Consider the following 19,178-nt stretch of genomic DNA (forward strand, 5'->3'; position numbering starts at 1 on the left):
CTCCGTACCCCCGCCGGGCGAGTCCACCGCCGCCTCCGAAGGGAGAACCCCGTGAACGACCACCCCTCCATCCCGGGCGCCCCCGCGGCGGGCAGCACCCTCGCCCTCGCCCTCGCCCCGTTCGACGAGCTGCGCACCTCCGTCAGCAGCCACCTCGACACCGCCGCCCGAGCCTGGTTCGACCGGGCCCTCGACGAGGCTGCCGCCCGGCCGGGGCTCCACGGGCCCATCTCCGTCTGGGAGTTGCGCCTCGCCGAGGCGGGCCGACGGTGCGGTCCCGAGCACGCCGACGCCGTACGCATCCTCATCCTCCGCGCGGCCCGTGCCGACGCGGACACGCTCACCCGCGTCTACCGCCAGGGCACCGCCGCCGAACGCCGTGCCGTCCTGCACGCCCTGCCCCACCTCGTGCCCGGCCCGGACGCCGTGACGATCGTGGAGGACGCCCTGCGCACCAACGACACCCGCCTGGTCGCCGCCGCGCTCGGCCCGTACGCCGCCCGGCACCTGGACACCCACAACTGGCGGCACGGCGTCCTGAAGTGCCTGTTCACCGGCGTCCCCGTCGACGAGGTGGCAGACCTGGCCCACAGAGCCCGCGCCGACGCCGAACTCGCCCGCATGCTCAGCGACTACGCCGATGAACGCAGCGCTGCGGGCCGTCCCGTACCCGAGGACCTCTACCGAGTCCTGGCCCTGACCGAGCCGGCGTCCGGGGGTGAGCACCCGCCCGGGCCAGAGCCCGCGTCCGGGCGAGCATCCGGACCCGCGACCGACGTGCCCACCGCTCCGGAGCCGTCCCCCCACCCCGGCACCCCGTCCGGCAAGGAGTCCTGATGCGCATCTTCGACCCCCACATCCACATGACGTCACGGACCACCGACGACTACGAGGCCATGTACGCCGCGGGCGTCCGCGCCGTGGTCGAACCCTCCTTCTGGCTCGGTCAGCCCCGCACCTCGCCCGTCACCTTCCTCGACTACTTCGACTCCCTCCTCGGCTGGGAACCCTTTCGTGCCGCCCAGTACGGCATCGCCCACCACTGCACCCTCGCCCTCAACCCCAAGGAGGCGAACGACCCCCGGTGCGTGCCGGTCCTCGACGAACTGCCCCGCTATCTCGTCAAGGACCACGTCGTGGCCGTCGGTGAGATCGGCTACGACTCGATGACCCCCGCCGAGGACACCGCCCTCGCGACCCAGCTCCAGCTCGCCGCCGACCACGAACTGCCGGCCCTCGTCCACACCCCGCACCGCGACAAGCTCGCCGGCCTGCGCCGCACCCTCGACGTCGTCCGCGAGTCCTCGCTGGCCGCGGACCGGGTGCTGGTCGACCACCTCAACGAGACCACCGTCAAGGAGGCCAAGGACAGCGGCTGCTGGCTCGGCTTCTCCGTCTATCCCGACACCAAGATGGACGAGGACCGGATGGTCGCGATCCTCAAGGAGTACGGCCCCGACAAGGTGCTCGTGAACTCGGCCGCGGACTGGGGGCGAAGCGATCCCCTCAAGACCCGCAGGGTCGGTGACGCCATGCTCGCGAGCGGCTTCGGCGACGACGACGTCGACCGCGTGCTGTGGCGCAATCCCGTCGCCTTCTATGGGCTCAGCGGCCGCCTCGACCTCGACGTCGCGGGCACGGCCGCCACCCATGAAGGCAACTCCGTCCTGCGCGGCGGGGAGTGAGCGATGCGCTTCCGCCACCCCGACGGCTCCACCGTCCACCTCGCCTACTGCACCAACGTCCACCCGGCCGAGACCCTCGACGGCGTTCTCGCCCAGCTCCGCGACCACTGCGAACCCGTGCGCCGCAGGCTCGGCCGTGACCGCCTCGGCATCGGGCTGTGGCTCGCGAAGGACGCCGCCCACGCCCTCGTCACCGACCCGTCTGCGCTGCGTGGGCTGCGCACCGAACTCGACCGCCGCGGCCTTGAGGTCGTCACCCTCAACGGCTTCCCCTATGAGGGCTTCGGCGCCGAAGAGGTCAAGTACCGCGTCTACAAGCCGGACTGGGCCGACCCGGAACGCCTCGACCACACCTCGGCCCTGGCCCGCGTCCTCGCAGGGCTTCTCCCCGACGACGCCACCGAGGGCACCATCTCGACCCTGCCGCTGGCCTGGCACACCGCGTATGACGACGACCGTGCCGCCCGCGCCCACGAGGCACTGACCACTCTCGCCGAACGCCTCGACGCCCTGCACGAGCTGACCGGCCGCTCCATCCGCGTCGGCCTGGAACCCGAACCAGGCTGCACGGTCGAGACCACCGCCGACGCCATCGGCCCGCTCACCGCGATCGGTCACGACCGCATCGGTATCTGCGTCGACACCTGCCACCTCGCCACCTCCTTCGAAGATCCGCACACCGCGTTGGACGCGCTCACCCGCGCCCACGTCCCCATCGTGAAGTCCCAGCTCTCAGCCGCCCTGCACGCCGAACACCCCCATCTCCCCGAGGTCCGTGAGGCACTCGCCGCCTTCGACGAGCCCCGCTTCCTGCACCAGACCCGCACCTCCCCCACTCTCAACTCGGTTCGAGCGGGAGGGACCCCCATCTCCGCGGGACTGCGCGGCACCGACGACCTGGGTGAGGCCCTCACGGGCGACGCCCTGCCCGACGCCTCGCCCTGGCGCGCCCACTTCCACGTCCCGCTGCACGCGGCTCCCGCCGCGCCCCTCACCTCCACCCTCCCCGAACTCCGCACCGCCCTGACCCGCCTCGTGGGCGGCGCCCATCCGCTCACGAGGCACCTGGAGGTGGAGACCTACACCTGGCAGGCCCTTCCACCCGAGCTGCGCCCTCGCGGCCGCGCTCAGCTCGCCGAGGGCATAGCCGCCGAACTCGCCCTCGCCCGTGACCTGTTGACCGACCTCGGCCTCAAGGAGCTGCCGTGAAGCCTCACCCCGAAGCGGGGCCCACTCCTCTCCTCGTCCTGGACGTCGTCGGCCTCACCCCCCGGCTCCTCGACCACATGCCCCACCTCAAGACCCTCGGTCAGTCCGGCTCCCGGGCCCACCTCGGCACCGTCCTGCCCGCCGTCACCTGCGCCGCCCAGTCCACGTTCCTGACCGGCACGTTCCCCGCCGAGCACGGCATCGTCGGCAACGGCTGGTACTTCCGCGAACTCGGCGACGTCCTGCTCTGGCGCCAGCACAACGGCCTCGTCGCCGGGGACAAGCTGTGGGACGCCGCCCGCCGCGCCCATCCCGGCTACACGGTCGCCAATATCTGCTGGTGGTACGCCATGGGCGCGGATACCGACATCACTGTCACCCCTCGTCCGATCTACTACTCCGACGGCCGCAAGGAACCCGACTGCTACACCCGGCCCCCGGCCTTGCACGACGAACTCACGGAGAAATTCGGCACGTTCCCGCTCTTCAGCTTCTGGGGCCCCGGTGCCGGCCTCGACTCCAGCCGCTGGATCATCGACGCGACCCGCCACATCATCCGGACCCGGCACCCGGATCTGACTCTCTGCTACCTTCCTCATCTCGACTACGACCTGCAGCGCTACGGCCCCGACGACCCGCGCTCCCTGAAAGCGGCCACCGACCTGGACACCGCGCTCGCACCCCTCCTCGACGACGCCCGCGCGGAGGGCCGTACAGTCGTCGCGCTGTCCGAGTACGGCATCACCCGTGTGAGCCGTCCCGTCGACATCAACCGCGCACTGCGCCGCGCCGGCCTCCTCGAAGTGCACACGCAGGACGGCATGGAGTACCTCGACCCGATGGCCTCCCGTGCCTTCGCGGTCGCCGACCACCAGATCGCCCACGTCTACGTACGCCGCCCCGAGGACCTGGAGGCGACCAGGGCAGCACTCGCCGACCTGCCCGGCATCGAGCAGCTCCTCGACGACGAGGGCAAGAAGACCCACCACCTGGACCACCCGCGCTCCGGCGAACTCGTCGCCGTCGCGGAGCCGGACGCCTGGTTCACGTACTACTACTGGCTCGACGACGCCCGCGCGCCCGACTTCGCACAGCTCGTCGAGATCCACCGCAAACCCGGCTACGACCCGGTCGAGCTGTTCATGGATCCGCTCGACCCCTACGTAAAACTCAAGGCGGCCACGGCACTCGCCCGCAAGAAACTCGGCATGCGCTACCGCATGGCGGTCGTGCCCCTGGACCCGTCACCTATTCGCGGCAGCCACGGCCGCCTTCCCACGAGCGACGACGACGGTCCGCTCATCATCTGCTCCACCCCCCGCGCTGTCGACGGCCGCCTCGCGGCCACCGATGTGAAACCACTGCTGCTCCACCTCGCCGGTCTCGACTGATCGGCGCCGACGGGCACGCCATGGCCCGCGGTCCCACCCGACCGGTCTCTTCCGACTGATCACAAGTGAAGCACTCACCACTGACAACGCCCCACGACACCGAGGAGTTCCAGGCATGAGCCGCTTGATCCGCCCCAGCAGCACGGCTGCCACCAGCAAGAACAACGATCCCGAACTCTCCCACCGGCTGAGCCGAAGAGGCATGCTCGGCGTGGCCGCGGGCGCCACGGCCGCCGCTCTCCTGGGTACGGCCGCGTCTCCCGCCTCGGCCGCCACTTCTGCCACGGCCGAGGCGGCGGGCCGGGGCCGTCCCGTCCTGCCGCCCGGGCGGCTCGGCATCCAGCTGTACAGCCTGCGCGACAAGGTCTCCACGCTCGGTTTCGCGCCTGTCTTCGCCGAACTGGAGAAGTACGGCTACGACGAGGTCGAGTTCGCCGGCTACACGCAGGGCTCCGCGGGTCCCATCACGCTCGCCCAGCTCAAGCGCCTGGCCCGCAACCACGGCCTGAACCCGATCGGCAGCCACGTCGGCTACTACTCCAGCGACCCCAACGCCTACACGTTCGCGCAGAATCTGGACAAGGTCCTCGACGACGCCCAGGCTCTTGGCCTGAAGCACATCGGCACCGCCGCCGGCCCGTTCCGCTACGGCTCGACCGTCGACGCGTGGAAGCGGGCCGCCGAGGAGTTCAACACCTACGGTGCGGCGGCCAGGGCCCGGGGCATGAAGTTCTACCAGCACAACCACTCCGAGGAGTTCTCCTTCGCCACCGACGACCCCAAGGTCCGCCTCTACGACGTGCTGCTCGCCGAGACCGACCCCGACCTGGTCCACCTGGAGATGGACATCTACTGGGCCTATGTCGCCCAGTTCCGCTTCTCCAAGCGGCCCGACGGCACACCCGCGCCTTTCGAGCCCATCGACTACGTACTCAAGCAGCCGGACCGCTACCCGCTCTTCCACGTCAAGGACGGCGAGAGCGACCCGTCCAACCCCTACGGCTACCGCATGGTCGACGTCGGCGACGGCGACATCGACTACCAGCGATTCATCTCGGCGGTCACCCGCCTCCAGGGGCACCGCCTCGCCCACCACTGGCAGGCCGAGCACGACAACCCCACAGATTCGTTCACCTTCGCCCGCCGCTCCAGCGCGCACCTGCACTCGCTGAGGGAGAACTGCTGACGGCACCACCGGCACAACAGAAGGTCACCCGGCACGGCAGGACGTCATCCGGCACGGCAGGTGTACCCGGCACACATGAAGCGGCCGTCCAGTGGTATCGGGCCACTGGACGGCCGCTTCATGCATGGAGTGTCAGGTGGTCGCGTCCGCGGTCCGCCGGAACAACCCTCCCTTCGTGGGACCGCCCGGCTGTCGCAGCAGCAGGGAGAGACCGGCGGCGACCAGGGACACCACCCCGGCCGTCGTGTACGCGCCCACAAAGCCCCACGCGTCGATGACCACGGCGCCCAGGCCGCCGCCGAAGAGACCGCTGACGAGCTTGGCGCTGTAGACCATGCCGTAGTTGGAGGCGTTGTTGTTCTCGCCGAAGTAGTCGGGGACGAGTGTGGCGAACAAGGGGTAGAACGCGCCTCCGCCGAAGCCGGAGAGGAACGCGAAACCCAGGAAGAGCGGTTCGTTGCGGATCTCGCCCGCCCACAGCACCCCGAACTGGGCCACCGCGAGGACGAGACAGACGTACGTGAGCGTCGTGCGCCGGCCGAGCCGGTCGGACAGCCAGCCGACGACGCCCCGGCCCGTGCCGTTGATGACGGACATCACGCCCATGGAGGACGCAGCGACCAGCGGACCGAAACCCATCTCCTTGGCGAACGGAACCTGAAAGGAGATACCGAAGATGGACACGCCCGCACAACACAGCATGCAGAACCACATGAGCGGGACGACGCCGGTCCGCAGCGCCTCGCCCGGGGTGTACTGGCGCGAGGCAGGCGGGTTCTTGGCCAGTGCGGCGGACGACTTGGCGTCACCCGCCCGGTTCAGCGGATCCACCTGCTCCGGCCACCAGTTCTTCGGCGGGTCCTTGAAGAACAGTCCCGACACCAGGGTGACCGCCAGCACATAGAAGCCGACGAGGTCGAGCACCGTACGGTAGTTGGATGTGTTGAAGCCATACGAGAACAGGAAAATGAATGGCACGGCCCCATACGCGAACGCGCCGTTCACCAGCCCTGTCTTGCCGCCCCTGCGCTCCGGATACCACTTGCCGACCATGTTGACGCAGGTCGAGTAGATCAGTCCGGAACCGAGCCCGCCCAGAACGCCGAAGCCCAGCAGGGCTGCCCCGACGTTCGGCGCGTGACTCAGGCTCACAAAACCGATCAGCGAGCAGAACGACCCCGTGACCATGGCGGCACGGCTGCTGAGGATGCCCTTCTCACGGAGCTTTCCGGCGGGGAAGGAGACCCCCGCCTGGAAGAAGATCCACACGCTCAGCACCCAGAAGGTGTTGGTCGAGGACCAGTGGTGGGCCCGGGAGAGGGTGTCATCGGCGGCCCCGAAGGCGTACTCGAAGACGCTGATGGCGAGCATGGCCGCCCACGGCAGGGCCACCATCGTCCACCTCGGCAGCCCGAGGATCTGCCGGTCCGATTCTCCAACTCGGTAGACGCGCCCCCTGAGGTCGGTGATTTCGCGGTACCGCGTACTGTCGGTCGTACCTCGGGCGAGGGGCTCGGCCGTCATGTCCGGTCCCCCTGCCCTGTCTGACCAACGGTCATGTCAGGCCATCTCCTCACCCAGAGGCTGCGGGTTGGGCGCGATGCCCCGGGTACGCGGCCGGTCCGGTGACTTCAGGAACAGCGCGAGGACGGCCGACGCGAGACCGATGGAGCCGGCCAGCACGAACGCGCCCTCGTAGTCCCAGGCACTCACCACGACCGCGCCCATGCCGGAGCCCACGAGACCGGAGATGAGCTTCGAGCTGTAGACCATGCCGTAGTTGGAGGCGTTGTTGTTCTCCCCGAAGTAGTCCGCCGTCATGGCCGCGAACAGCGGGAAGATCGCGCCGCCGCCGAACCCGGACACCATGGAGCAGAACAGGAAGAACGGCATACTGCCCATCTGGCCGGAGACGAGCACACCGAACTGGGCGGTGCCCAGCACGACGCACACGATGATCAGCGTGTTGCGCCGACCGAAGCGGTCGGAGATCCAGCCGATCACACCGCGTCCCGTGCCGTTGACGATGGCCTTCAGGGACATCGCCGTGGCCACGATTCCGCCCGCGAAGCCCATGTCCTTGCCGAACGGCACCTGGAAGGCGATACCGAAGATGTTGATTCCGGCCGTGCACAGCAGACAGAACCACATCATCCACAGGACGGGTGTGCGGGCTGCCTCCCTCGGGGTGTACTGCTTCACCGCCGGAGGGTTCTTCTCCAGGGCCCGCCGGATCTTCGGGTCGTCGGTCTGCTTCAGCGGGTCGACGTGCGGCGGCCACCAGTTCTTCGGCGGGTCCTTGAAGAACCATCCCGCGAAGGCCACGACGGCGCAGCAGATGAGCCCCACCATCACCAGGACGCCCTGGTAGTTGCTGAGGTCCATGTACGAGGTGAACAGGAACACGAAGGGCACCGAGCCGTAGGCGAAGCCGCCGTTGACCATGCCGGTCTTGCCGCCCTTGCGCTCCGGATACCACTTGCCGACCATGTTCACGCAGGTCGCGTAGACCAGGCCGGCGCCGATGCCGCTGAACATGCCGAAGCCGATGTACGCGACGATCACGTGAGGCGCGTACGCCAGCGAGACATAGCCGCAGACAGTGCCGAACGCGCCGAGCATCATCGCGTACCGTGCGGGCAACTTGCCGCTCTCGCGCAGCTGTCCCGCTGGGAAGGCGACGGCGGCCTGGAAGAACACCCAGACGCCCATCAGCCAGAATATGTGCCCACTGTTCCAGAGGTGGGCCTCGTGCAGGGTGTCCTCGGCGGATGTGAACGCGTACTCCGAGGAACTGATGCCCAGCATCCCCATCCAGGGGAAGAGCACCATGGTCCAGCGCGGTCGCCCCATGATGTCCCGGTCGGTCTCACCGACGCGGTACAGGCGGCCATTGCGGTCCGTCACCTCCCTATAAGGGACGGACGTCGTCAGGTCGGTGGTTGTCATATCGCGAAAGCACCCCTTGCGTCGAAAGTTCTGGCCAGCGCCCCCTGTCCAATGCCTTTCGTGTGCGCACGGGTCCTGGGGGCGGCCGACGCGCACCGTCGGCCGCCCCCGCGCTAACTCACCTCATCTACCGCCCCCCGACACTCCTGATATCGGCCCCCGGCGGCCCCTGGAGATCACAGCAGCCCCGCCGCCCGTGCCCACCGGGCTGCGTCAGACCCGGGGGCCAACCCCCGGACCCCCGGCCGGTTCACGGCGGGCGCCCCGGTCACAGCAGCCCCGCCGCCCGTGCCCACCGGTACTTCGCGCCGAGCACGGCCACTGGCTTCTCGGTCGTGTACGGGTATGCCACGACCCCTCGCTCGAAGAGGTACTGGCAGGCCTCCTCGACCTCCACGTCGCCCGCGAGCGACGCCACCACGGGCTTGCTGATGCCGCGCTCGCGGAATTCGGCCACCACGCGCGCGGTGAGCTCGGCGAAGACCATGGGAGGGGTCACGATGGTGTGCCAGTAGCCGAGGACGAGCGCGTGGATGCGCGGGTCCTCCAGCCCCAGCCGGATCGTCGCCTCGTACGTCGACGGCGGCTCACCCCCGGTGATGTCGACCGGGTTGCCCGCGGCCCCGAAGGGCGGGATGAACTTCCGGAAGGACTCGTCCAGGTCCGGCGGGATCTCCATCAGGGAGAGCCCGTTGTCGGTGACCGCGTCGGACAACAGGACGCCGCTGCCGCCGGCGCCCGTGATGATCACGACGTTGTCGCCCTGCGGCGTCGGAAGCACCGGCAACGCGCGCGCGTACTCCAGCATTTCGTTCAGCCCGGGCGCCCGGATGACACCGGCCTGCTTCAGGATGTCGTCGTACACGGCGTCGTCGCCGGCCAGCGCGCCCGTGTGCGAGCCCGCCGCCTTCGCTCCGGCCGCCGTACGGCCCGCCTTCAGGACCACGACCGGCTTCTTCGGGACGGTGGCCCGCGCCGCCTCGACGAAGGCGCGCCCGTCTTTGAGGTCCTCCAGGTGCATGGCGATGCACTGGGTGTTCGGGTCCTCACCGAACCAGGTGAGCAGGTCGTCCTCGTCCAGGTCGGACTTGTTGCCGAGCCCGACGATCGCCGACACGCCCGTCTTCGTGGTGCGCGCGAAGCCCAGGATGGCCATTCCGATGCCACCGGACTGCGAGGTCAGCGCGACACCGCCCTTGACGTCGTACGGGGTGCAGAACGTGGCGCACAGGTCCTGCCAGGTCGAGTAGTAGCCGTAGATGTTCGGCCCGAGCAGCCGGATGCCGTGCCGCTCGGCGATCGCCACGATCTCGGCCTGCAACTCGTGCTCGCCGGTCTCCGCGAACCCGGAGGGGATCAGTACGGCGTTGGGGATCTTCTTGCGTCCCACCTCCTCCAGGGCCGAGGCCACGAACTTGGCGGGGATCGCGAAGACCGCCACATCCACCTCACCGGGAACATCCGTGACACTCTTGTACGCCTTGCGGCCCAGAATGTCATCGGCCTTGGGGTTCACCGGGTGGATCTCCCCGGAGAAGCCGCCGTCGATGAGGTTGCGCATCACCGAGTTGCCGATCTTGCCCTGCTCGTTGGAGGCGCCGATCACGGCGACCGAGGAGGGCTGCATCAGGCGACGCATGGAGGTGAGGATCTCCTCGCGCGTGTAGGTGCGCCGTGGCGTCGGCACCGAGTCCGCGAGGATCACACGGATGTCCGCAGCGACCGCGCCCTCCGGAGTGGCGATCACCGGGTTGAGGTCCACCTCGGCGATCTCCGGGAAGTCCGCGACGAGTTCGGAGACCCGGCGGATCTGTTCGGCGATCGCCCACCGGTCCACGGCCGCGCTGCCGCGCACCCCGTGCAGGATCTCCGCCGAGCGGATCGAGTCCAGCATCGACAGGGCCTCGTCGGCGGACACGGGAGCCAGCCGGAAGGTCACGTCCTTGAGGACCTCGACCAGCACGCCGCCGAGTCCGAAGGCCACGACCTTTCCGAACGTCGGATCGGTGACCGCCCCGACGATGACCTCCTGCCCCTGGGGGAGCAGTTCCTGGACCTGCACGCCCTCGATGCGCGCCTGCGGGTCGTACGCCCGTGCGTTCTCGACGATCTTGTGGAAGGCGGCCCGCACGTCGGCGGAACCCTCCACCCCGACGATCACGCCGCCCGCGTCGGTCTTGTGCAGGATGTCGGGCGAGACGATCTTCATGACGACCGGCCCGCCGAAGCGCGCCGCGTACGCCACCGCCTCGTCGACGTCCCTCGCCAGTTCCTCACCCGGAACGGCGATCCCGTACGCGTCGGCGATCACCTTGCCCTCGGGCGCGGTGAGCGCGCTGCGGCCCTCGGCCCGTACGGCGTCGAGGAGCGTACGCACCCGCAAGCCCCGGTCTTCGGCCATCAATTCAGATCACTCCGTTCGACTTGAGCAGGCGCAGCTCCTCGTCGCCGAGGCCGAGCTCGCCGACGAAGACCTCTTCGTTGTGCTCGCCGAGCAACGGCGAACTGGTCACGTCCACGGGGGAGTCGGAGAGCTTCAGCGGACTGCCCACGGTCACGAACTCGCCCCGCTCGGGGTGCGGAACCTTGACGACCATCTCGTTGGCGGCCAGCGACGGGTCCTCGATGATCTCCTCGGTGGAGAGGATCGGCCCGCACGGGATGTTGTGGGCGTTGAGCTTCTCCAGCACCTCCCACTTGGGGAGGGTGCTGGTCCATTCCTCGATGAGCTGGAACATCTTGTTCAGCTTCGGCAGCCGGGTCTCGGGCGTCGACCACTCGGGGTCGTCGGCGAGCTCGGGCCGGCCGATGAGCTCGCTGAGCGGTTTCCAGCCGACGGGCTGCACGATGACGTAGACGTAGTCGTTCGGTCCGCCCGGCGCGCACTTGACCGCCCAGCCGGGCTGACCGCCGCCGGACGCGTTTCCCGAGCGGGGAACTTCCGTGCCGAAGTCCTCGTTGGGATATTCAGCGAGCGGGCCATGGGCCAGGCGCTGCTGATCGCGCAGCTTCACCCGGCAGAGGTTGAGCACGGCGTGCTGCATGGCCACGTTGACCCGCTGACCGCGCCCGGTGTTCTCCCGCTGGAACAGCGCCGCGAGAATCCCCGCCACGGCGTGGATGCCCGTGCCCGAGTCCCCGATCTGGGCACCCGTCGCCAGCGGCGGCCCGTCCTCGAACCCGGTGGTCGACATCGACCCGCCCATGGCCTGCGCGACGACCTCGTACGCCTTGAAGTTGGTGTACGGGCCTTCGCCGAACCCCTTGATGGAGGCATAGACGATACGCGGATTGATCTCCTGGATGCGGTCCCAGGTGAACCCCATGCGGTCGACCGCGCCCGGTCCGAAGTTCTCGACCATGACGTCGGAACGCCGGATCAGCTCGGTCAGGAGTTCCTTGCCGCGCTCGGTCTTGGTGTTGAGGGTGATGCTCCGCTTGTTGCAGTTGAGCATCGTGAAGTAGAGGGAGTCGACGTCCGGGAGATCTCGCAACTGCTTGCGCGTGATGTCACCGGTCGGCGCTTCCAGCTTCACGACGTCCGCGCCGAGCCACGCGAGCAACTGGGTCGCGGACGGCCCGGACTGGACGTGCGTCATGTCCAGGACGCGGATGCCTTCGAGGGCCTTGGTTCCTGTCATCGGGGGCACCTCACTTGTACATAGTCTGGTTCATGGTTCCGGGGGCGTACGCGTCCGGGTCGACCCAGACGTTGATCAGCGACGGCTTACCGGACTCACGGGCGCGGCGGAGCGCGGGGCCGATGTCGGCGGGGTCGCGGACCTCCTCGCCGTAACCGCCCAGCATCTGCGCGAACTTGTCGTACTGGACGTCACCGAGGGTGTTGCCGACCCGCTCTCGTTCCTCGCCGTACTTGGCCTTCTGGCCGTAGCGGATCTGGTTCATGGAGGAGTTGTTGCCGACGATGCCGACGAAGGGGAGGTTGTATCGGACGAGGGTCTCGAAGTCCCAGCCGGTGAGGGAGAAGGCGCCGTCACCGAAGAGGGCGACCACTTCCTTGTCGGGCCGCGCCTGCTTGGCCGCGAGCACGAAGGGGACGCCGACGCCGAGGGTGCCCAGAGGGCCCGGGTCCATCCAGTGGCCGGGCGACTTGGGCTGCACGACCTGACCGGAGAAGGTGACGATGTCGCCGCCGTCGCCGATGTAGATGGAGTCTTCGGTGAGGAAGTCGTTGATCTCGCTGACCAGCCGGTACGGGTGGATGGGTGAGGCCTCCGACTTGAGGCTGGGCAGCCTCTTCTCGATGGCCGTCTGCTCGGCGGCGCGCAGCTCGTCGAGCCACTCCTTGCGCTTCGACGCGCCCCCGTTGCTGTATCCATTAAAGGCGTGCCCGGAGACGGCCTCGGTCACCGACTTCAGGACCAGCCCGGCGTCGCCCACGATCCCGAGGTCGATGTCGCGGTTCTTGCCGACGGTCCGGTAGTCGAGGTCGATCTGTACGACGGTCGCGTCCTGCGAGAGCCGCTTGCCGTAGCCCATGCGGAAGTCGAAGGGCGTGCCGACGACGACGATGACGTCGGCGTTCGAGAAGGCGTACCGGCGGGAGAGCTGGAAGTGGTGCGGGTCCCCGGGCGGGAGGGTGCCGCGGCCGGCGCCGTTCATGTACGCGGGGATGTTGAGGGTCCGTACGAGGTCGATGGCCGCCTCCGTGCCGCGGGTCGTCCACACCTGACTGCCCAGCAGGATGGCGGGCTTCTCGGCGTGCACGAGGAGGTCGGCGAGCTTCTCGATGGCCTCGGGGTCGCCGGCCGAGCGGGTGGAGGCGCGGTAGGCACCGGCCTTCGGCACACGCGCCTTCTCCACGGGCACCTTGGCGTCCAGTACGTCGCGCGGGATCTCCAGGAAGGAGGGGCCGGGCGCACCGTGGTAGCACTCGCGGAAGGCCATCGACACCATGTCCGCCGCGCGCGCCGTGTCCGGCACGGTCGCCGCGAACTTGGTGATCGGGGTCATCATGTCGACGTGCGGGAGGTCCTGCAGGGACCCCATCTTGTGCTGGGTGAGGGCTCCCTGGCCGCCGATCAGCAGCATCGGCGACTCCGCGCGGAAGGCGTTGGCGACACCGGTCACGGCGTCGGTGGTGCCGGGGCCCGCGGTGACGACGGCGCAGCCGGGCTTGCCGGTGATACGGGCGTAGCCGTCGGCGGCGTGGGCGGCGACCTGCTCGTGGCGTACGTCGACGACCTCTATGCCTTCGTCGACGCACCCGTCGTAGATGTCGATGATGTGGCCGCCGCACAAGGTGTAGATGACCTCCACACCCTCCGCTTTGAGTGCCTTGGCGACCAGGTGCCCACCGGAGATGAGGTTCTGGCCGTTGTCGTCGGGCATAGCGAAGTCCTGTCCCTCCGTAGGGGATCGGGCGCGTGTTTGCGCAGCTCACACGCCATTCACATGGTGCTCGTGGATCCTGTCGCGATAGATTGCATACAGTCGACGAATACTGTATGAAGCTTGTTATCCCGCATCCGGTGGGTGGTGTCCAGGGGGCGTGCGGCACTTTACGAGGGCTTGGTGGTTGGCCCTCCCAGATGACTCAGTGGTCAGGAGCCGGAATGGACCTGTTCGAACACCAGGCAAGGGAACTCTTCGCGGAATACGGCATCTTGGTGCCGCGGGCGGAGGTCACCGACTCGCCCAAGGAGGCGCGGGAGATCGCCCGCAGGCTCGGCGGACGCGTCGTGGTCAAGGCCCAGGTGAAGACCGGAGGCCGTGGCAAGGCGGGCGGAGTGAAGCTCGCAGCCGACCCCGCTGCCACCGAACTGACGGCCCGCCAGATCCTCGGTATGGACATCAAGGGCCACACGGTCGGCAAGGTGATGCTGGCCCAGCCTGTCGACATCGAGCGCGAGTTCTACGTCAGCTACGTTCTCGACCGCGCGGCCGGCCACTTCCTGGCCATCGCCTCGGCCGAGGGCGGCATGGAGATCGAGGAGGTGGCCGCGACCAGGCCGGAGGCGGTCGCGCGCATACCCGTCGACCCGGCCGAAGGCGTGACAGCGGCGAAGGCCGCGCACATCGCCGAGGCCGCCGGACTGCCACCGCAGGCCGTCGACGTCCTCGTGCGGCTCTGGGATGTCCTCGTCCGTGAGGACGCCGTACTCGTCGAGGTGAACCCCCTCGTCCGTACCGCGCAGGGGCAGATCCTCGCCCTCGACGGCAAGGTCACCCTCGACGACAACGCGCACTTCCGGCAGGCCCGTTGGGGTGATGAGGCCGCCGCGCACGACGATCCCCTGGAGGCCGCGGCCGCGGCCAAGGGCCTCAACTACGTGAAGCTGGACGGCGAGGTCGGCATCATCGGCAACGGTGCGGGCCTCGTCATGTCGACCCTCGACGTGGTCGCCGGCTGCGGTGCCCGACCCGCCAACTTCCTCGACATCGGCGGCGGAGCGAGCGCCCAGATCATGGCCGACGGCCTCTCCGTCATCCTCTCCGACCCGGCCGTGAAGTCCGTGTTCGTCAACGTCTTCGGCGGCATCACCGCCTGCGACGCGGTCGCCGACGGCATCGTGCAGGCCCTGGAGACCGTCCAGCTGACCAAACCGCTGGTCGTGCGCCTCGACGGCAACAACGCCGCCCGCGGCCGCGCCATCCTCGACGGGCACGCCCACCCCTTGGTCCAGCAGGCCACCACCATGGACGGCGCCGCACGCCGGGCCGCCGACCTCGCCAACGCAGCCTAAGGAGACCGGACATGGCCATCTACCTCACCAAGGAGAGCAAGCTCCTCGTCCAGGGCATGACCGGCGGCGAAGGCATGAAGCACACGCGCCGCATGCTCGCGGCCGGCACGGACGTCGTCGGCGGCGTCAACCCCCGCAAGGCCGGCCGCACCGTAGACTTCGACGACCGCGCCGTCCCCGTCTTCGGCTCCGTGTACGAGGGCATCGAGGAGACCGGCGCCGACGTGACCGTCGTCTTCGTACCGCCCGCGTTCGCCAAGGCCGCCGTGATCGAGGCCGCCGACGCCGGCATCGCCCTCGCCGTCGTCATCACCGAGGGCATCCCGGTCCACGACTCGGTCGCCTTCACCGCCTACGCACAGGCGAAGGGCACACGCATCATCGGACCCAACTGCCCAGGCCTGATCACACCCGGCCAGTCCAACGCGGGCATCATCCCCGCCGACATCACCAAGCCCGGCCGCATCGGCCTGGTGTCCAAGTCGGGCACGCTGACCTACCAACTGATGTACGAACTCCGCGACATCGGCTTCTCCACGTGCGTCGGCATCGGCGGCGACCCGGTCGTCGGCACCACCCACATCGACTGCCTGGCCGCCTTCGAGGACGACCCGGACACCGAACTCATCGTGATGATCGGGGAGATCGGCGGCGACGCCGAGGAACGGGCCGCCGCGTACATCCGCGACCACGTCACCAAGCCCGTCGTCGGCTACATCGCCGGCTTCACAGCGCCCGAGGGCAGGACGATGGGGCATGCGGGCGCGATCGTCTCCGGCTCATCGGGCACGGCTCAGGCGAAGAAGGAGGCCCTGGAGGCGGCCGGGGTCCAGGTGGGCGGCACACCGACCGAGACGGCGCACCTGGTGCTGGCCCGGCTGGACACCGAGCATGCGGGAACCGCCCCCAACGGAACCAACCCCGACTGAATCGACCCCAACGGAACGACCGCAGCGTCCCTCCCGGTTGAAGCGCGGTGACCATGCGGCACCACGCAGTCTCGCCGCCTTCTTCCGTACGACGTCTCCGTACCCGCCAGCAGGCAGTCAGGCGCTTCCCGGTACGGGAGACGAGCCATGCCCGACTCTGCCCGCCCGTCTCCTGCCACCGCCCCTCCAAGGAAGGCCTCGCGGGGCTTCCTTCTCGACTGTGCACCGAGAGCGGAGTAATCGAATGGCAACCACCCTCACCCTGAAATCCGGAACCTCCTGGTCGGACGCCTGGCAGCGCTGCCTCGCCGTCGCCCCAGAGGCCTTCCGGGGCGACCGTGTCCTCAACCTCTGGAGCGCCGCCTGGCAGCCGGACGGCCGGACGCTCCCGGCCACCAGCCCCGTCGACGGCAGCCCCATCGTGGGCCCGCCCCGCCTGGACGGTGTCACCGCCCAGCAGGCGGTGCGCGCCTCACTCGACCAGCACCGCGCCTGGCGTCACGTCCCCCTCGACGAACGCCGCGCCCGCGTCGCCGCCACCCTCGACGCCCTCACCCAGCACCGCGAACTGCTCGCCCTGCTACTCGTCTGGGAGATCGGCAAACCCTGGCGCCTCGCACAGGCCGACGTGGACCGGGCCATCGACGGCGTGCGCTGGTACGTCGACGGCATCGAGCCCATGGTCGAGGGCCGCGCGCCGCTGGACGGCCCGGTGTCCAACATCGCGAGCTGGAACTATCCGATGAGCGTGCTCGTTCACGCAATGCTGGTACAGGCACTGGCCGGCAACGCGGTCATCGCCAAGACCCCGACCGACGGCGGTGTCGCCTGCCTCACCCTGGCCGGCGCGCTCGCCGCACGCGAAGGGATCCCCGTCACCCTCGTCAGCGGCAGCGGAGGCGAACTGTCCGAGGCACTGGTGCGGGCACCCGAGATCGGCTGCGTCTCCTTCGTCGGGGGCCGCGACACGGGCGCGGCGGTGGCCACGGCCGTCGCCGACCTCGGCAAGCGACATGTACTCGAACAGGAGGGCCTGAACACCTGGGGCATCTGGAACTACACCGACTGGGACGCCCTGACGACCGTCATCCCCAAGCTCTTCGACTACGGCAAGCAGCGCTGCACGGCCTACCCGCGCTTCGTCGTCCAGCGCGCGCTGTTCGACGAGTTCCTGGCCGCGTACCTGCCGGCCGTTCGTTCCCTGCGGGTCGGTCACCCGCTCGCGGTCGAGCACCCCGACGACCCGTACCCGGCACTCGACTTCGGGCCGCTGATCAACGCGGCGAAGGCCAAGGAACTGCGCGACCAGGTCGCCGAGGCCATCGACCGAGGGGCCGTCCCGCTGCACCGCGGCGAGCTGAGCGAAGCCCGCTTCCTGTCCGGCCAGGACATGGCGGCGTATGCCCAGCCGGTCACGCTCCTCAACCCGCCGCCCTCCTCGCCGCTGCACCATGCCGAACCGTTCGGCCCGGTCGACACCATCGTCCTGGTCGACACCGAGGCCGAGTTGCTCGCCGCCATGAACGCGTCGAACGGCGCCCTGGTCGCCACGCTGTCCACGGACGACCAGGCGACGTTCGACCGCCTTGCCCCGCAGATCCGCGCGTTCAAGGTCGGCCACGGCAAGCCCCGCTCCCGGGGCGACCGTGACGAGTTGTTCGGCGGGTTCGGCGCGTCCTGGCGCGGCGCGTTTGTGGGCGGAGAGCTACTTGTGCGCGCCGTGACCCAGGGGCCGGCAGGGGAGCGGCTGCCCGGGAACTTCCTGGAATATCACCTCATGCCTTGACGGGAATACGACAACGGGCGCCGAGGCGCCAGGCGAAAAGTAATCGGACGTGCACTATGCGTGAAAGCTGCACGTCCGGCCGCCGTCAACTAGCACCTCGGGCCCCTATATGCAGGTGAGAGCCACTCCGAAACCTTGGTATTGTTGTGCGTGTCGCCCCAGGGGAGAGCCCCGGCAAGGCGGCAGACACCTGGTCCGGGTGGCGGAATGGCAGACGCGCTAGCTTGAGGTGCTAGTGCCCTTTATCGGGCGTGGGGGTTCAAGTCCCCCCTCGGACACAACTATTGACGATACGGTGACGAGGGCCTCGACCTTACGGTCGCGGTCCTCGTGGCGTGTTTGTGACTGATTGTGAGGCCTGGGGCTTCGTAGAGTGGGCCTTTCTTGTCGGCGTCGACCGTCTGGATACGCTGTGCAATATTTCCGAAGCTCTCGGTCATCTCTCGGATCTGTTGTGCGTCGAGTGGGGCTTCCTTCTTCCGGGTGATGGTGGGGAGTGCGTCGAGCTTCTTCTGCGCCGCCTTCTAGTCTTGCTGCGCGTTGTTGATCCACTGGGTGACGACGGCTGGGTCGGCTCCGGCTTCGAGGGCTGCTTGGTAGCGGGCAAGGCGCCGCTCGCAGTCCTTGATTGCTTGGCGTGCTTGGGCCTGCTCGGGTGTGTGGGTCTGTGCGGTGCTTGCTGCGGCGCAGGCGTGGGTGAGGGCTTCGATGGTGGCGGTGAGCCGGTCGGGGGTGAAGGCCCGGGCGATCCACTGGTCCAGGGCCCGGCAGACGATGTCTTCGCGTGATGCCGTCGACGTACATGGTGAAGATCCGTTGCACGATGGGCGCGGCGACGGGGGCGAGCTGGAGTTTGTGGATGCGCTGGCCGGTGGCGGCTTTCGAAGGGTTGGGGTGGGGTCCGGCGTCGGCGATCCGGTAGCCGTGGGGCGGTCGCCCGCCGAGGTAGCGGCCCTGGAGTTGGGCCTGGGAACTCATGGCTGTGCGTCTGATTTATCGTCCTGTCGGCTGAGGACCTGGTGGAGGCAGGCTCGGTGGCCGCGAGTTGCGGGGTCTCGCTGGTGGCCTTGCTGCCTCCGAAGCAGCGATGCGGTTGAGGCTGATCCTTTGGAGTGGACACCCTGACAACGGATCCTGTAGGTCCAGATAGAGCGGCCTCTGAAGCAGGGGATTAGCCGCCCGTAGGTCGAGTGCTATCCGGGGTCGTTGAGGTCTGAAGGCTTCTGTCCCATGCGGCAGCAACGACAGCAGCGACGGCCGTAACGATGGCGATGCCCAGAGCTGGCGACGCCAATGCGAAGACGACTCCGGTCCCGGCGGCACAGACAGTACCCAG

14 protein-coding genes and 1 tRNA gene are annotated in these 19,178 nt (G+C 68.8%); 10 read left to right on the forward strand and 5 right to left on the reverse strand.

Annotated features, from left to right (window positions below):
- Positions 1-51 precede the first annotated feature (51 nt).
- The 5 genes from FPZ41_RS18415 to FPZ41_RS18435 all read left to right on the forward strand — a co-directional run bounded on the left by FPZ41_RS18415 (position 52) and on the right by FPZ41_RS18435 (position 5,471).
- Positions 52-837: an EboA domain-containing protein gene (locus tag FPZ41_RS18415; RefSeq protein ID WP_407698793.1), complete on the forward strand. Its 786-nt coding sequence runs from the start codon at positions 52-54 to the stop codon at positions 835-837.
- Positions 837-1,685, forward strand: coding sequence for a TatD family hydrolase (locus FPZ41_RS18420; protein WP_152863982.1), 849 nt, complete (start codon positions 837-839; stop codon positions 1,683-1,685). Before FPZ41_RS18415 ends, FPZ41_RS18420 begins: the two co-directional genes overlap by 1 nt.
- A 3-nt stretch (positions 1,686-1,688) precedes the next feature.
- The gene (gene eboE, locus FPZ41_RS18425; protein WP_152863984.1) at positions 1,689-2,894 is read left to right on the forward strand and encodes a metabolite traffic protein EboE; all 1,206 of its coding nucleotides are present in this window, start codon (positions 1,689-1,691) and stop codon (positions 2,892-2,894) included.
- Positions 2,891-4,285, forward strand: a complete 1,395-nt coding sequence (locus tag FPZ41_RS18430) for an alkaline phosphatase family protein (protein ID WP_322620402.1) — start codon at positions 2,891-2,893, stop codon at positions 4,283-4,285. Before eboE ends, FPZ41_RS18430 begins: the two co-directional genes overlap by 4 nt.
- Before the next feature lie 115 nt (positions 4,286-4,400).
- The gene (locus FPZ41_RS18435; protein ID WP_152863986.1) at positions 4,401-5,471 is read left to right on the forward strand and encodes a sugar phosphate isomerase/epimerase family protein; all 1,071 of its coding nucleotides are present in this window, start codon (positions 4,401-4,403) and stop codon (positions 5,469-5,471) included.
- A gap of 132 nt (positions 5,472-5,603) precedes the next feature.
- On the opposite strand, the gene FPZ41_RS18440 is transcribed toward FPZ41_RS18435, so the two are convergent.
- From FPZ41_RS18440 to FPZ41_RS18460, 5 genes are all read right to left on the reverse strand, one after another.
- Positions 5,604-6,995, reverse strand: coding sequence for an OFA family MFS transporter (locus tag FPZ41_RS18440; protein ID WP_152863988.1), 1,392 nt, complete (start codon positions 6,993-6,995; stop codon positions 5,604-5,606).
- A 36-nt stretch (positions 6,996-7,031) separates the two neighbouring features.
- Positions 7,032-8,420: an OFA family MFS transporter gene (locus FPZ41_RS18445; RefSeq protein ID WP_152863990.1), complete on the reverse strand. Its 1,389-nt coding sequence runs from the start codon at positions 8,418-8,420 to the stop codon at positions 7,032-7,034.
- A 268-nt stretch (positions 8,421-8,688) separates the two neighbouring features.
- Positions 8,689-10,821: an acetate--CoA ligase family protein gene (locus FPZ41_RS18450; protein WP_152863992.1), complete on the reverse strand. Its 2,133-nt coding sequence runs from the start codon at positions 10,819-10,821 to the stop codon at positions 8,689-8,691.
- A gap of 4 nt (positions 10,822-10,825) precedes the next feature.
- Positions 10,826-12,061, reverse strand: coding sequence for a formyl-CoA transferase (frc, locus tag FPZ41_RS18455; RefSeq protein WP_152863994.1), 1,236 nt, complete (start codon positions 12,059-12,061; stop codon positions 10,826-10,828).
- 10 nt (positions 12,062-12,071) lie between these two features.
- On the reverse strand, positions 12,072-13,772 hold the full coding sequence (locus FPZ41_RS18460) for a thiamine pyrophosphate-binding protein (protein WP_152863997.1): 1,701 nt from the start codon (positions 13,770-13,772) through the stop codon (positions 12,072-12,074).
- A gap of 224 nt (positions 13,773-13,996) precedes the next feature.
- Between FPZ41_RS18460 and sucC the strand changes: the two genes are divergently transcribed.
- From sucC to FPZ41_RS47110, 5 genes are all read left to right on the forward strand, one after another.
- A complete protein-coding gene (gene sucC / locus FPZ41_RS18465; RefSeq protein WP_152863999.1) occupies positions 13,997-15,127 on the forward strand; it encodes an ADP-forming succinate--CoA ligase subunit beta in 1,131 nt (376 codons plus the stop codon).
- Positions 15,128-15,138: 11 nt separating this feature from the next.
- Entirely contained in the window at positions 15,139-16,056 is a 918-nt protein-coding gene (gene sucD / locus FPZ41_RS18470; protein ID WP_152864001.1) for a succinate--CoA ligase subunit alpha, read from the forward strand.
- 244 nt (positions 16,057-16,300) lie between these two features.
- On the forward strand, positions 16,301-17,842 hold the full coding sequence (locus tag FPZ41_RS18475; protein ID WP_152864003.1) for an aldehyde dehydrogenase family protein: 1,542 nt from the start codon (positions 16,301-16,303) through the stop codon (positions 17,840-17,842).
- Between the two features lie 193 nt (positions 17,843-18,035).
- A tRNA-Leu gene (locus tag FPZ41_RS18480) sits at positions 18,036-18,120 on the forward strand.
- A 57-nt stretch (positions 18,121-18,177) separates the two neighbouring features.
- Entirely contained in the window at positions 18,178-18,630 is a 453-nt protein-coding gene (locus FPZ41_RS47110; protein WP_194236137.1) for a hypothetical protein, read from the forward strand.
- The last annotated feature ends 548 nt before the right edge of the window (positions 18,631-19,178 follow it).

This window comes from Streptomyces acidicola (assembly GCF_009377235.1).
Lineage (GTDB): Bacteria > Actinomycetota > Actinomycetes > Streptomycetales > Streptomycetaceae > Streptomyces > Streptomyces acidicola.